10 protein-coding genes are annotated in these 14,653 nt (G+C 70.5%); 3 read left to right on the forward strand and 7 right to left on the reverse strand.

All coding sequences use genetic code 11. From position 1 onward, the window contains the following. The 7 genes from ACZ6JY_RS18770 to ACZ6JY_RS18800 all read right to left on the reverse strand — a co-directional run bounded on the left by ACZ6JY_RS18770 (window position 1) and on the right by ACZ6JY_RS18800 (window position 8,082). Entirely contained in the window at window positions 1-630 is a 630-nt protein-coding gene (locus tag ACZ6JY_RS18770) for a sulfite oxidase-like oxidoreductase (protein ID WP_469197103.1), read from the reverse strand. Continuing rightward, complete coding sequence (locus ACZ6JY_RS18775; RefSeq protein WP_469197104.1) at window positions 627-1,988, reverse strand: amidohydrolase; 1,362 nt, start codon at window positions 1,986-1,988, stop codon at window positions 627-629. Before ACZ6JY_RS18775 ends, ACZ6JY_RS18770 begins: the two co-directional genes overlap by 4 nt. A 21-nt stretch (window positions 1,989-2,009) precedes the next feature. Continuing rightward, the gene (locus ACZ6JY_RS18780) at window positions 2,010-2,813 is read right to left on the reverse strand and encodes a nucleoside phosphorylase (RefSeq protein ID WP_469197105.1); all 804 of its coding nucleotides are present in this window, start codon (window positions 2,811-2,813) and stop codon (window positions 2,010-2,012) included. Between the two features lie 102 nt (window positions 2,814-2,915). Continuing rightward, window positions 2,916-4,526 (reverse strand): glycerol-3-phosphate dehydrogenase/oxidase, encoded by a 1,611-nt coding sequence (locus ACZ6JY_RS18785; protein ID WP_469197106.1) that lies wholly within the window; start codon window positions 4,524-4,526, stop codon window positions 2,916-2,918. Window positions 4,527-4,530: 4 nt separating this feature from the next. Beyond that, window positions 4,531-6,075: a glycerol kinase GlpK gene (glpK, locus tag ACZ6JY_RS18790; protein WP_469197107.1), complete on the reverse strand. Its 1,545-nt coding sequence runs from the start codon at window positions 6,073-6,075 to the stop codon at window positions 4,531-4,533. Window positions 6,076-6,145: 70 nt separating this feature from the next. Continuing rightward, a complete protein-coding gene (locus ACZ6JY_RS18795) occupies window positions 6,146-6,937 on the reverse strand; it encodes an MIP/aquaporin family protein (RefSeq protein WP_469197108.1) in 792 nt (263 codons plus the stop codon). A gap of 380 nt (window positions 6,938-7,317) precedes the next feature. Continuing rightward, entirely contained in the window at window positions 7,318-8,082 is a 765-nt protein-coding gene (locus tag ACZ6JY_RS18800; protein WP_469197109.1) for an IclR family transcriptional regulator, read from the reverse strand. A 267-nt stretch (window positions 8,083-8,349) separates the two neighbouring features. On the opposite strand from ACZ6JY_RS18800, the gene metH reads away from it, so the two are divergent. The 3 genes from metH to ACZ6JY_RS18815 all read left to right on the forward strand — a co-directional run bounded on the left by metH (window position 8,350) and on the right by ACZ6JY_RS18815 (window position 14,638). After that, the gene (metH, locus tag ACZ6JY_RS18805; protein WP_469197110.1) at window positions 8,350-11,886 is read left to right on the forward strand and encodes a methionine synthase; all 3,537 of its coding nucleotides are present in this window, start codon (window positions 8,350-8,352) and stop codon (window positions 11,884-11,886) included. A gap of 99 nt (window positions 11,887-11,985) precedes the next feature. Continuing rightward, window positions 11,986-12,681 (forward strand): HAD family hydrolase, encoded by a 696-nt coding sequence (locus ACZ6JY_RS18810; protein ID WP_469197111.1) that lies wholly within the window; start codon window positions 11,986-11,988, stop codon window positions 12,679-12,681. A 349-nt stretch (window positions 12,682-13,030) separates the two neighbouring features. After that, the gene (locus ACZ6JY_RS18815) at window positions 13,031-14,638 is read left to right on the forward strand and encodes an ABC transporter substrate-binding protein (RefSeq protein ID WP_469197112.1); all 1,608 of its coding nucleotides are present in this window, start codon (window positions 13,031-13,033) and stop codon (window positions 14,636-14,638) included. The last annotated feature ends 15 nt before the right edge of the window (window positions 14,639-14,653 follow it).

The raw sequence follows: 14,653 nt of genomic DNA on the forward strand, positions 1-14,653 counted from the left end.
TCAGTCACCTGCGTAACGCTCCTCGGCCCACGGGTCGCCCCGGTGGTGATAGCCGTTCCGCTCCCAGAAGCCCGGCTCGTCGTGGTCGAGGAGCCGCAGCCCGGCGATCCACTTGGCGCTCTTCCAGAAGTAGAGGTGCGGCACGATCAGCCGGGCGGGGCCGCCGTGCTCCGGGGGCAGCGGCTCGCCCCCGTACTCCCAGACGATCCACGCCCGGCCGCCGGTGACGTCGGCGAGCGGCAGATTGCTGGTGTAGCCGGTGTGGGAGTACGCGACGACGTGGGACGCCCCGGGGAGCGGGCGGACGGCGGCGAGGAAGCTGTCCAGGCTCACCCCGCCGAAGCGCACCCCGAACTTCGACCAGCTCGTCACGCAGTGGATGTCGCCCCGGTACTCGGCCGATGGCAGCGTGTGCGCCTCGTCCCAGCCCCAGGTGCGCGGCTCCGCCACGAGACCGTCCACGCGGAACGTCCAGTCGGCGGCGGCCAGACTCGGCGTCACCTCGGCGGAGAGGACGGGCCAGCCGTCACGGGCGTCGTACTGGCCCGGCGGCAGGCGCGGATCGCGGTCGGCGGCGCGGGCGCGGCCGGTGAAACCGCGGGTGGGTTCGTGTCCGGTGTCCGGGGTCATACGGTGCTCGTCTCCTGGTGGCCGCCCGCGGCGACGGTCAGGTCACGCAGGACCGCGGGCTCGTCGAGCGTGCGCAGAACGCGCTCCCGCATCAGCACACGCCCGTCCACCACAGTGTCCCGCACGTCACCGGCGGCCGCGGCGTACGCCAGCGTCGACCACGGGTCGTGCGGGGGCGCGAGGTGCGGGCGGCCGAGCTCGACGACGATCAGGTCGGCGCGCTTGCCCGTCTCCAGCGAGCCGAGCTGATCGCCGAGGCCGAGCGCCCGCGCCGACTCGATGGTCGCCATCCGCACGGCCTGCTCGGCACCGACCGCCGTGGGGTCGCCGCCCGCCTTGTGCACCAGCGCGGCCATCCTCACCGCGCCGAGCACGTCGAGGGTGTTGGAGCTCACGGCACCGTCCGTGCCGAGGCCGACCGTGACGCCCGCTTCGAGCAGCTCGGGCACGCGCGCGATGCCGCAGCCCAGCTTCAGGTTCGACACCGGGCAGTGCGCGACGGCCGTGCCCGTGCGGGCCAGCGTCGCGATCTCCGCGTCGGTGAGGTCGACGGCGTGCGCGAGCAGCGTGTCCGGGCCGAGCACGCCGAGCGAGTCGAGCAGCTCCACCGGACGCATGCCGTGCTGCTCCAGGACCGTCGCCACCTCGCCCGCGTTCTCGGCCGCGTGCAGGTGCAGCAGGGCGCCGTGCTCCCGGGCCAGCGCGGCGATCTCCGTGAGCTGCTCGGGGCCCAGCGTGTACGCCGAGTGCGCGAAGACCACGGGCCGTGTGCCGGGGGCCGGGGTGCGGCCCTTCAGGTAGGCGCTCGCCCAGCCGAGCCGCTCCGCGTAGGGGCGGCCGTCGGGCGGTCCCGGCACGTCCATGAACGTGGGCCCGCTCAGCAGCCGCCAGCCTGCCTCCCGCGCCACGGCGTCGGCCGCCTCGTGGAACCAGTACATGTCGAGCGCCGCCGTGACCCCGCCGCGCACGGACTCCGCGATCGCGCCACGCAGCCCGGCCGCCACCGTCTCCGGCGAGAGGAGCTCGGCCTCGCGCGGGATGACGCGGTCCAGGAAACCCTGCAAGGTGAGGTCGTCGGCGATGCCGCGCAGCAGGTTCATCGCGAGGTGCGTGTGCGTGTTGATCAGCCCCGGCAGCACCAGACAGCCCCGGGCGTCGATCTCCCGCGCGGCCGTGTACGTGGCGCGCAGCCGGTCGGCGGGGCCGACCTCCACGATCCGTCCGGCGCGCACGGCCACCGCGCCGTCCGGCACGACGGTGCCCGCCGCGTCGACGGTCAGGACGTCGCCGCCGTGCACCAGCAGGTCCAGGTCCCTGGAGCCGCCGCGGTCCTGGGCGGGCAGGTCAGTGTGGGGCATCGGTTCCGCTCTCCCGGGTCGCTACGGTCGCTGTGCTCGTTCGGTGCTCGGGGCCGAGACCAGGAGGCGCAGCGCGTCCAAGGCTACGCGGGCACCCCGGTCGACCCCGGCGGCGACCACATCGCGGTGCGGGTCGTAGCCGCCGGACGAGAGGGGCGCCTCGTCGTCGACCAGCTCGTCCGCGTTCGCGCCGTCCACCACCAGGGCGCCGCCCGCGGTCAGACCGTGCGTGGAGGCGAAGACGTACAGCGCCGAGAGCTCCATCTCGATGGCCGCGATGCCCGCTCGCGCGTACGCGTCGCCGGGCAGCGGCAGGAAACCCGGCTGGAACGCGGCCCGCGTCCACACCACGCCCCGGTGGTGGGGCGCGTCGGCCGCCCGAGCCGCCCGCTGGAGCGCGATGACCGCCTCCGGCGTGGCGAACGCCGGGTACTCCGCGGGGATGAGCTGCTGGGTCACGCCGTCGTCCCGTACCGCCGCGTCCGCGATGACCAGGTCGCCGTCGCGGATGCCGGTCCTGATCGCGCCCGCCGTGCCGAGCCGCAGGAAGGTGCGGACGCCGGCCGCGGCGAGCTCCTGGAAGAGCAGCAGCGCACCGGGCGCGCCGACGCCGTGCGAGGCGACGACGACCGGAGTGCCCTGCCAGTCCCCGGTGAAGGTGCGGTACTCGCGGTGGTACGACACCTCCTTGGCGTCGGCGAGGAGCGCGGCGACGGCCTCCGCGCGGCCCGGATCACCGACCACGACCGCCTGGGCGGGCAGCCCGGTGCCGGGCACACGGGTGATGGGCTGGGCGTCGGACGGCGACGTCGAGGAAGAGCTCACGCCGGTGATCGTACGCAGCGCCGGGCACGGGTAAGGGGCGGCCCCCCATGGGAACCGCCCCTTACCGGACACTCAACCGCTCATACGGTCGGACCCTGTCGCTCAGGCCTTCTTGCCCAGCAGGTCGTCGACCTTGCCGCGCACGTCGTCCGTGGCCAGGCCGCGGATCGTCAGCGTGGTGCGGCGGCGCAGCACGTCGTCCGCCGTCTCGGCCCACTCGTTGTCGCGGGCGTAGACGACCTGCGCCCAGATCTCCGGGGCGTCGGGGTGGACGCGCTCGGCGAGCTCCGGGTTCTCGTTCGCCAGGCGGGCGATGTCGAAGGAGAGCGAGCCGTAGTGCGTCGCCAGGTGCTTGGCGGTGTCGGCGGCCATGCGCGGGCCCGGCGCCGGGCCGTCCACCAGGAGGCGGTGCGCGACGGCACGGGGGTTGGCGATGCCGGGCAGCGGCAGCTTCTTCGGCAGCTCCGAGATCGGCTCGTAGTCGTCGCCGAGCGGGTGGCCGGGAAGCGCCTCCAGCTTCTTCATCACCGTACGGCCGATGTGGCGGAAGGTCGTCCACTTGCCGCCGGCGACCGACAGCATGCCGCCGCGGCCCTCGCTGACGACCGTCTCGCGCTTGGCCTTGGAGGTGTCGCCGGGGCCGCCGGGCAGCACCCGCAGACCCGCGAAGGAGTACGTGATCAGGTCACGCGACAGCTGCTGGTCGCGGATGGAGAACGCGGCCTCGTCCAGGATCTGGGCGGTGTCGGCCTCGGTGACGCGCACGTCCGCCGGGTCGCCCTCGAACTCCTCGTCGGTGGTGCCGAGCAGCAGCATGTCCTCCCAGGGCAGGGCGAACGTGATGCGGTACTTGTCGATCGGCGTGGCCAGCGCGGCCTTCCAGGGGGAGGTGCGCTTGAGGACCAGGTGCGCGCCCTTGGAGAGGCGGATGGAGGGCGCCGCGTCCGGGTTCTCCATCTTGCGCAGGTGGTCGACCCACGGGCCGGTCGCGTTGAGCACGAGCCGCGCGTTGACGCCGAACTCGTCGCCGCTCATGCGGTCCTTGAGCTCCGCGCCCGTGACCCGGCCCTTGGTGAAGCGCAGGCCCGTGACCTCGGCGTGGTTGAGGACGGCGGCACCGGCCTCGACGGCCGCGCGGACCGTCATCAAAGCCATGCGGGAGTCGTTCATCTGGTCGTCGCCGTAGACGGCGACGGCCTTCAGGTTGTCGGTGCGCAGCTCCGGCACGTCCTGCGCGGCCTTGGAGGGCGAGAGCAGGTGGCCGACGCCGTCGCCGAACGCGGACAGCGCGCTGTACGCGAACACGCCCGCGCCCAGCTTGGCGGCGCCGTGCGGGCCGCCCTTGTAGACCGGCAGGTAGAAGGTGAGCGGGTTCGCCAGGTGGGGGGCCACCTGACGGGAGACCGCGCGACGCTCGAAGTGGTTCTCCGCGACCAGCTTCACCGCGCCGGTCTGAAGGTAGCGCAGGCCGCCGTGGAGGAGCTTGGAGGAAGCGGAGGAGGTGGCGCCGGCGAAGTCACCGGCGTCCACCAGGGCCACCCGCAGTCCCGACTGCGCGGCATGCCAGGCGGTGGAGATGCCCAGGATTCCGCCGCCGATCACCAGGAGGTCGTACGTCGCCTTGGAAAGCTGCTCCCGGGTTTCGGCGCGGCTCGGGTTGAGGCCGGCAGCCGGATGCGTCCCGAGGGCAGGGACGCTCTGCAGGGTGGTCATTGTCTTACTCCTCGCCACTCTCATCGAGCCAACCCATGGACCGCTCGACGGCCTTGAGCCAGCTCTTGTACTCACGGTCGCGGGTGCCCGCGTCCATGTGGGGGGTCCATTCCGCGGCCCGCCGCCAGTTGGCGCGCAGCTCGTCGGTCGAGGACCAGAAGCCGACGGCGAGACCGGCGGCGTAGGCGGCACCGAGGCAGGTCGTCTCGGCCACCATCGGGCGCACCACGGGCGCGTCGAGGAAGTCCGAGATGGTCTGCATCAGCAGGTTGTTGGAGGTCATGCCGCCGTCGACCTTGAGGGCCGCGAGCTCGACGCCGGAGTCCTTCGTCATGGCGTCGGTGATCTCACGGGTCTGCCAGGCCGTGGCCTCCAGGACGGCGCGCGCGATGTGCGCCTTGGTGACGTACCGCGTCAGACCGGCGATCACACCGCGGGCGTCGGAGCGCCAGTACGGGGCGAACAGACCGGAGAAGGCCGGCACGAAGTAGGCGCCGCCGTTGTCCTCGACCGACGACGCGAGCGTCTCGATCTCGGCGGCGGAGTTGATCAGGCCCATCTGGTCGCGCATCCACTGCACCAGCGAACCGGTGACGGCGATGGAGCCTTCCAGGGCGTAGACCGGCTTCTGGTCGCCGATCTGGTAGCCGACCGTGGTCAGCAGGCCCGAGTAGGAGTTGATGGCCTTGTCACCGGTGTTCAGGAGCATGAACGTGCCGGTGCCGTACGTGGACTTGGCCTCGCCCTCGTCGAAGCAGGTCTGGCCGAACAGGGCCGCCTGCTGGTCGCCGAGCGCGGAGGCGACGGGGATGCCGCCGAGCACGTCGCCGAGCTTGCCGCCGGTGACCTCGCCGTAGACCTCGGCGGAGGAGCGGATCTCGGGGAGCATCGCCGTGGGCACGCCGATGGACTCGCAGATCTTCTCGTCCCACTGCATCTTGTGCAGGTTCATCAGCATGGTGCGGGAGGCGTTGGTGACGTCGGTGACGTGCCTGCCGCCGTTGACACCGCCGGTCAGGTTCCAGATGACCCAGGAGTCCATGGTGCCGAAGAGGATGTCGCCGGCCTCGGCGCGCTCGCGCAGACCCTCGACGTTGTCGAGCAGCCAGCGGGCCTTCGGGCCCGCGAAGTAGGAGGCCAGCGGCAGGCCGGTCTCGCGGCGGAAGCGGTCCTGGCCGACGTTGCGGCCCAGTTCCCGGCAGAGCGCGTCGGTGCGGGTGTCCTGCCAGACGATGGCGTTGTGCACCGGCTCGCCGGTGTTCTTGTCCCACAGCAGCGTGGTCTCACGCTGGTTGGTGATGCCGATCGCCTTGATGTCGTCGCGGGTGATGCCGGCCTTGGAGACGGCCTTGGCCACGACCTCCTCGACGTTGGTCCAGATCTCGGTCGCGTCGTGCTCGACCCAGCCCGGCTTCGGGAAGATCTGCTCGTGCTCCTTCTGGTCGACGGAGACGATCCGGCCGTCCTTGTCGAAGACGATGCAGCGGCTGGACGTGGTGCCCTGGTCGATGGCCGCGATGAAGGGGCCTGCGGTGTGTGCGTCGGTCACGGTGTGCTCCAGAAAGTTCTTTGCTGTCGGTCTCAGGCGTCTTTGCCGGTCATCGGTCGCTGTCGCGGGTCTACTTGAACGCGACGTTGTAGAGACCGCCGGCGATGGCGCCGCCGATCAGCGGGCCGACGATCGGGACCCAGGCGTACGACCAGTCCGAGCTGCCCTTGTTCGGCAGCGGGAGCAGGGAGTGCACGATGCGCGGACCGAGGTCGCGGACGGGGTTGATCGCGTAGCCCGTGGGGCCACCGATGGAGAGACCGATGCTGACCACGACGAGCGCGGTGATCAGGGCGCCGAGGGTGCCGAGGCCGTTGCCGCCGTCGTTCAGGCCCTGCGTGAGGATCGCGAGGACCAGGACGATCGTGGCGATGATCTCCGTGACCACGTTCTGGGCGTAGTTCCGGATCTCCGGGCCCGTCGAGAAGACGCCGAGCACCGGGCCCGCCTTGGGGGCCGCCTTCTGGTCGACCATGCCCTCCTCGACGGGCTGCGCCGCGAGGATCTCCGGGTCGGTCAGGTGGGCCTTGAACTGGCCCATGTAGGCGAGCCACACCAGTACGGCGCCGATCATCGCGCCGAGCAGCTGCGAGGCCAGGTAGAGCGGAACGTCGCTCCACTTGGTGCCGCCCTCGATGGCGAGACCGAGCGTGACCGCCGGGTTGAGGTGGGCGCCGGAGACGCCACCCGCGAGGTAGGCGCCGGTCAGTACGGCGAAGCCCCACCCGAAGGTGATCGCGAGCCAGCCGGCGTCCTTGGCCTTTGAGCGCTTGAGCGTGACGGCGGCACACACGCCACCGCCCAGCAGGATGAGCACGGCGGTACCGATGGTCTCGCCGATGAAGATGTCGGAGCTGGACACCCGCGACTCCTTTGTCCTTCGTCCAGGGGAAGGCGAACCCCGGGTCCCTCCGGTGGTCCGCGACCTCAGGTGAGGTCGTTGCCGGCCCTTGGCGTTGCCCCACTCTAACGCGTAATGCCGGTAGGTGTTCGACAATGCCGACCGATGGACGCGAGTCTCACCCCGGGGTTACTTGCACGTCAAGAGTTCTGTTATTGAAAACACGATCGTTATTGATCGTTTCGACCTATCGGTCCTGGCAGGGCTCCGGCAGGGGCGATTCGGTCCATCGATGGTCGCCCCGAGCCCCGCCGCACGCACGTCGGCGCGGCGGGGCGGTGCATATGGCGGTGGCGGGGCCGGTGCATATGGCGGTGGCCGGGCGGGCGTAGGCCCGAGGCTCAGAAGCGCCCGGCGCCCAGGTCCCTGGAGACGGCGCGCGCGCAGTCCCGCACGGCGGCGATCAGCTCGGGGCGCAGCTCCCCGTCCCGGCAGACCCGCTCCACGGCGCCGGTCACGCCGACCGCGCCGACCGGCATGCGGCGCCGGTCGTGGATGGGGGCCGCGACGGACGCGATGCCCTCCCAGGTCTCCTCGACGTCGGCCGCGTACCCGCGCGCGCGGGTGACGTCCAGGACGCCCTCGAAGCCGTCGGGGTCGGTCACCGTGCGGGCCGTGAGCGGGCGGCGCTCGGCCTCCAGGGCTTCGTTGTGCGCGACCGGGTCGTAGGCGGAGAGCACCTTGCCGAGGGCCGTGGAGTGCAGCGGCTGCATGGCGCCCACCTCCAGGACCTGGCGGCTGTCGTCGGGCCGGAAGACGTGGTGGACGATGAGCACGCCCTGCTGGTGCAGCACGCCGAGGTGGACGCTCTCGCCGCTGGAGCGGGCCAGGTCGTCGGTCCACACCAGGGCGCGGGCCCGCAGCTCGTGCACGTCCAGATAGCTGTTGCCCAGGCGCAGCAGCTCGGCGCCCAGCTGGTAGCGGCCCGAGGCGGAGTCCTGCTCGACGAAGCCCTCGGCCTGGAGGGTGCGCAGGATGCCGTGTGCCGTGCCCTTGGCGAGATCGAGCGAGGAGGCGATCTCCGAGAGACCGAGCCGTCGCTCACCGCCCGCGAGCAGCCGCAGCATGGCCGCGGCCCGTTCGAGCGACTGGATGTTGCGTGCCATCGCAGCCTCTACCTCCGATCCCCACACCAACACTCGACGTTCGACAATGCTGAACACTATCGGTCGTTGTCGACCTCCCGCTAATGCCCGGACAGCCTGTGTTGCCCCCCTTTCCCCCCTCAGGAGCCACTTCAAGCCGCCGCCGGGCCACCCGTCCGCCCCGTGGACGCCTTCACCGCGAGAAGGAGGTGCCCGCTACCCTGGCCGGGTGCACCTTCCAGCAGAGGGCGCAAAGCCGACAGCCGTCGCACTCCAGGGAGCTCCTCAATGGCCTCGTCGCCTACCCCGTCGTCACACACCATCCCCGTTCCGCCCGAGAGCAGGACCCGGGCCGACGCCCTCCGCGAGGCCCTCGCCACCCGTGTCGTGGTGGCCGACGGCGCGATGGGCACGATGCTCCAGGCGCAGGACCCCACGTTGGAGGACTTCCAGCAGCTCGAAGGCTGCAACGAAGTCCTGAACGTCACCCGGCCCGACATCGTGCGCTCCGTCCACGAGGAGTACTTCGCCGTCGGCGTCGACTGCGTGGAGACCAACACGTTCGGCGCGAACTTCGCCGCCCTGAACGAGTACGACATCCCCGAGCGCAACTTCGAGCTCTCCGAGGCCGGGGCCCGCATCGCCCGCGAGGTCGCCGACGAGTTCACCGCGTCGACGGGACAGCAGCGCTGGGTCCTCGGCTCCATGGGCCCCGGCACCAAGCTGCCCACCCTCGGCCACGCCCCGTACGGCATCCTGCGCGACGCCTACCAGATCAACGCCGAAGGCATGATCGCGGGCGGCGCCGACGCGCTCCTGGTGGAGACCACCCAGGACCTTCTCCAGACCAAGGCCGCCATCCTCGGCGCCCGCCGCGCCCTGGAGGCCACCGGCGCGAACCTCCCGGTGATCTGCTCCGTCACCGTCGAGACCACCGGCACGATGCTCCTCGGCTCCGAGATCGGCGCCGCCCTGACGGCCCTGGAGCCGCTCGGCATCGACATGATCGGCCTGAACTGCGCCACCGGCCCCGCCGAGATGAGCGAACACCTGCGCTACCTCGCCCGCCACTCGCGCGTGCCGATCTCCTGCATGCCCAACGCGGGCCTGCCGGTCCTCGGCAAGAACGGCGCCCACTACCCCCTGACGGCCCCGGAGCTGGCCGACGCCCAGGAGACCTTCGTACGCGACTACGGCCTCTCTCTGGTCGGCGGCTGCTGCGGCACCACCCCCGAGCACCTCCGCCAGGTCGTCGAGCGCGTCCGGGGCGTCGAGACCGTCCGCCGCGAGCCGCACCCCGAGCCCGGCGCCGCCTCCCTGTACCAGAGCGTGCCGTTCCGCCAGGACACCTCGTACCTGGCGATCGGCGAGCGCACGAACGCCAACGGCAGCAAGAAGTTCCGCGAGGCCATGCTGGAGGGCCGCTGGGACGACTGCGTGGAGATGGCACGCGACCAGATCCGCGAGGGCGCGCACATGCTCGACCTGTGCGTCGACTACGTGGGCCGGGACGGCGTGAAGGACATGGAGGAGCTGGCCGGACGCTTCGCCACCGCCTCCACCCTCCCCATCGTCCTGGACTCCACCGAGCTGCCCGTACTGCGGGCCGGCCTGGAGAAGCTGGGCGGCCGCGCGGTCATCAACTCCATCAACTACGAGGACGGCGACGGCCCCGAGTCCCGCTTCACCCAGGTCACCGCGCTGGCCAAGGAGCACGGCGCCGCCCTGATCGCGCTGACCATCGACGAGGAGGGCCAGGCCCGCACCGCCGAGCACAAGGTCGCCATCGCCGAGCGCATCATCGACGACCTCACCGGCAACTGGGGCATCCACGAGTCGGACATCCTCGTCGACACCCTGACCTTCACCATCTGCACCGGCCAGGAGGAGTCCCGGGGCGACGGCGTCGCGACCATCGAGGCGATCCGCGAGCTGAAGAAGCGCCGCCCCGACGTGCAGACCACGCTGGGCCTCTCCAACATCTCCTTCGGCCTCAACCCGGCCGCCCGTGTCCTGCTCAACTCCGTCTTCCTCGACGAGTGCGTCAAGGCGGGCCTGGACTCCGCGATCGTGCACGCGTCCAAGATCCTGCCCATCGCGCGCTTCGACGACGAGCAGGTCACCGTCGCCCGCGACCTCATCTTCGACCGCCGCGCCGAGGGCTACGACCCCCTCCAGAAGCTCATGGAGCTCTTCGAGGGCGTCTCCACCAAGTCGATGAAGGCGGGCAAGGCCGAGGAACTCCTCGCCCTGCCGCTGGACGAACGCCTCAAGCGCCGCATCATCGACGGCGAGAAGAACGGCCTGGAGACCGACCTCGACGAGGCCCTGGAGACCCGCCCGGCGCTCGACATCGTCAACGACACCCTCCTGGAGGGCATGAAGGTCGTCGGCGAGCTCTTCGGCTCCGGCCAGATGCAGCTGCCCTTCGTGCTCCAGTCCGCCGAGGTCATGAAGACGGCCGTGGCCCACCTGGAGCCGCACATGGAGAAGTCGGACGCCGAGGGCAAGGGCACCATCGTCCTGGCCACCGTCCGCGGCGACGTCCACGACATCGGCAAGAACCTCGTCGACATCATCCTGTCGAACAACGGCTACAACGTCGTCAACCTCGGCATCAAGCAGCCCGTCGCCGCGATCCTGGACGCCGCCGCCGAGCACCGCGCCGACGTGATCGGCATGTCGGGCCTCCTCGTCAAGTCCACCGTGATCATGAAGGAGAACCTGGAGGAGCTCAACCAGCGCGGCATGTCCGCCGACTTCCCGGTGATCCTCGGCGGCGCCGCCCTCACCCGCGCCTACGTCGAGCAGGACCTGCACGAGATCTACGAGGGCGAGGTCCGCTACGCCCGCGACGCCTTCGAGGGCCTGCGCCTGATGGACGCCCTCATCGCCGTCAAGCGCGGCGTGCCCGGCGCGACCCTGCCCGAGCTCAAGCAGCGCCGCGTCCCCACCAGCGCGACGGCCGCGGTCCTCGACGTCAAGGAGGAGGAGGGCCCCGCCCGCTCCGATGTCGCCACCGACAACCCCGTGCCCACCCCGCCCTTCTGGGGCACCCGCGTCGTCAAGGGCATCCAGCTCAAGGAGTACGCCTCCTGGCTGGACGAGGGCGCGCTCTTCAAGGGCCAGTGGGGCCTGAAGCAGGCGCGCACCGGTGACGGACCCTCGTACGAGGAACTCGTCGAGCGCGAGGGACGTCCGCGGCTGCGCGGCTGGCTGGACGAGCTGCACACCAAGAACCTCCTGGAGGCGGCCGTCGTGCACGGCTACTTCCCGTGCGTCTCCAAGGGCGACGACCTGATCGTCCTCAACGACGACGGCTCGGAGCGGACCCGCTTCTCCTTCCCGCGCCAGCGCCGGGGCCGCAGGCTCTGCCTCGCGGACTTCTTCCGCCCGGAGGAGTCCGGGGAGACCGACGTCGTCGGCTTCCAGATCGTCACCGTCGGATCGCGGATCGGCGAGGCGACCGCCGAGCTCTTCGCCGCCGACTCCTACCGCGACTACCTCGAACTGCACGGCCTGTCCGTGCAGTTGGCCGAGGCGCTCGCCGAGTACTGGCACGCGCGCGTGCGCGCCGAGCTCGGCTTCGGCGGCGAGGACCCCGCCGACGTGGAGGACATGTTCGCCCTGAAGTACCGCGGCGCCCGCTTCTCCCTCGGTTACGGCGCCTGCCCCGAGCTGGAGGACCGCGCCAAGATCGCCGACCTGCTGCGGCCCGAGCGGATCGGCGTACACCTCTCCGAGGAGTTCCAGCTCCACCCGGAGCAGTCCACGGACGCCATCGTCATCCACCACCCCGAGGCGAAGTACTTCAACGCGCGCTGATCCGGGACAGTCGTACACTGGTCGGTCCAGTGCAGGCCGGTTGCCTTGCCGTCTAGGCGGGCGACCGGCCTTCTCGTCCCTCATGGAAGGTGTGGTCGCATGACCAGTACGGTTCCCGCGCTCAACACCCGAACGGCCGAAGGCTCGGCGTTGCAGGCCGTTCTCCTCGACATGGACGGAACGCTCGTCGACACCGAGGGCTTCTGGTGGGACGCCGAGGTCGACGTGTTCGCCCGCCTCGGGCACACGCTCGACGAGGCCTGGCGTGAAGTCGTCGTCGGCGGCCCGATGACACGCAGCGCGGCCTTCCTCATCGAGTCCACCGGTGCGGACGTGACCGTCGCGGAACTCACCGTGCTGCTCAACGACGGCTTCGAGGACCGCATCAGCCGCTCGCTGCCGCTGATGCCGGGCGCCGCCCGGCTGCTCGCCGAACTCGCCGCGCACGACGTCCCCATGGCGCTCGTGTCCGCCTCGCACCGGCGCATCATCGACCGTGTGCTCGACTCGATCGGCGCCCACCACTTCACGCTCACCGTCGCCGGCGACGAGGTGTCCCGCACCAAGCCCCACCCCGACCCGTATCTGCTCGCCGCCTCGGGGCTCGGCGCCGACCCCGCGAGATGCGCCGTCATCGAGGACACCGCGACCGGCGTGGCCGCCGCGGAGGCCGCGGGCTGCCGCGTCGTGGCGGTGCCGTCGGTCGCGCCGATCCCGCCGCTCACGGGACGCACGGTCGTCCCGTCCCTCGAACACGTCAACCTGCCTTTCCTGCAAGGCCTCATGACCCTCTGACAGGTCCGACAGGTTCGTTCCCGAACCTGATCCATTGTGTGACCTTTCCCACCCGCGCCGGGGTCGACAGTGGGGGACGCGTGTGCAGTAACCCCTCTTGGGGCCCCTGCGGGCGTGACGTTGTGTCCCGATTGGTGGGAGCGTGCACGAATCCTTCCGGTGTCGGGTTATCAATGCGTCCACGCCCGGTTTCACTGCGTGATTGATGCTCGGCGGCCACCCTTTCCGGCGCCCAACTGCCGCGGACTAATGTCATCGCGAGAACATCGCCCCACCCCCCGTGCACCCATCAACCCTCACCCCGCGTTGCGGGATTCACGGGATCCAAGAGCTCTGGAGAACGTCGAGCATGAACCGCAAGACTTTGGTGCTGCCGGCTGTCATAGGTCTGCTCGCCCCCGCCCTCGCCGCGTGTGGCGGATCGGGCAGCGGAGACGGTGACGACGCGATCGCCGTCGGCACCACGGACGCGTTCGCCATCTCCAAGGAGGTGCCGGCACCCTTCGACCCCGCGTACGCCTACGACGCCGGTTCCTGGAGCCTGCTGCGGCAGACCCTCCAGACGCTGATGGCCCTGCCGCGCGCCGGCGGCGACCCGCAGCCCGAGGCCGCCGAGCAGTGCGGCTTCACCGACACGGGCAACGAGCGCTACTCCTGCACCCTGCGCAAGGGCCTGACGTTCTCCGACGGCGAGCCGCTGACCGCCGCCGACGTGAAGTTCTCCATCGAGCGGGTCCGCGACATCAAGATCAAGGACTCCAGCGGCGTCGACGCTCTCGTGTCGAACGTCCAGGAGATCGAGACGCAGGGTGACCGCGAGGTCATCTTCCACCTCAAGACCTCGGACGCGACGTTCCCGTACAAGCTGGCCACGCCGGCCGCGGGCATCATCAGCAAGGACGACTACCCCAAGAACAAGCTCCGTGACGGCTTCGAGATCTCCGGATCCGGCCCGTACGTCGCGAAGCAGGAGGTCGACGGCGACCGTCTGGTGAAGACGGTCTTCAGCAAGAACCCCCACTACAAGGGTGAGTTCAAGCCGCAGAGCGACACGGTGGAGCTGCACAGCTTCGACGACACCAAGTCCATGGGCAAGGCGCTCGAGGACGGCGACATCGACGTGATGGCGCGCACCATGTCGCCCGAGCAGGTCGAGAAGCTCGACGGATCCTCCGACGAGAAGATCGACCTGGTCGAGATGCAGGGTCTCGAGATCCGCTACCTCGCCTTCAACACCGAGGCCGCGCCGGCCAAGAGCAAGGCCGTCCGCCAGGCCATGGCGCAGGTCATCGACCGCGGCGCGCTGACCTCTTCGGTGTACGGCGCGACGGCCGACCCGCTGTTCTCGCTGGTGCCGAGCACCATCACCGGCCACGCCAACTCGTTCTTCAACAAGTACGGCGACCCGAGCACGGCCAAGGCCCGCTCCGCGCTGAGCAAGGCGAACATCACCACTCCGGTGAAGATGACGCTGAACTACACCACCGACCACTACGGTCCGGCGACGAAGAAGGAGTTCGAGGTGCTCCAGAAGCAGCTCAACGACTCCGGTCTGTTCGACGTCTCCATCAAGGGCACGCCCTGGGGCACCTTCCGCCCCGCCGAGCGCGACGGCAAGTACGCCGTGTACGGCATGGGCTGGTTCCCCGACTTCCCCGACGCCGACAGCTTCATCGCGCCCTTCCTCGACAAGGGCAACTTCCTCGGCTCGCCCTACGAGAACGACGAGATCATCGACCAGTTGATCCCGACCTCGCGCCGTGAGGCCGACCGTCTGGCCGCGTCGAAGAGCATCCGCAAGATCCAGGACATCGTCGCCGAGGACGTGCCCGTACTGCCGCTCTGGCAGGGCAAGCAGTACATCGCCGCGCGGGACGACATCACGGGCGTCGAGTACGCCCTCAACTCCGCCTCCAGCCTCCAGCTGTGGGAGCTCGGCCGCGGCGTCGGCGAGTGACACTCTGACGCGTCG

The organism is Streptomyces sp. NPDC046335 (genome assembly GCF_055587985.1).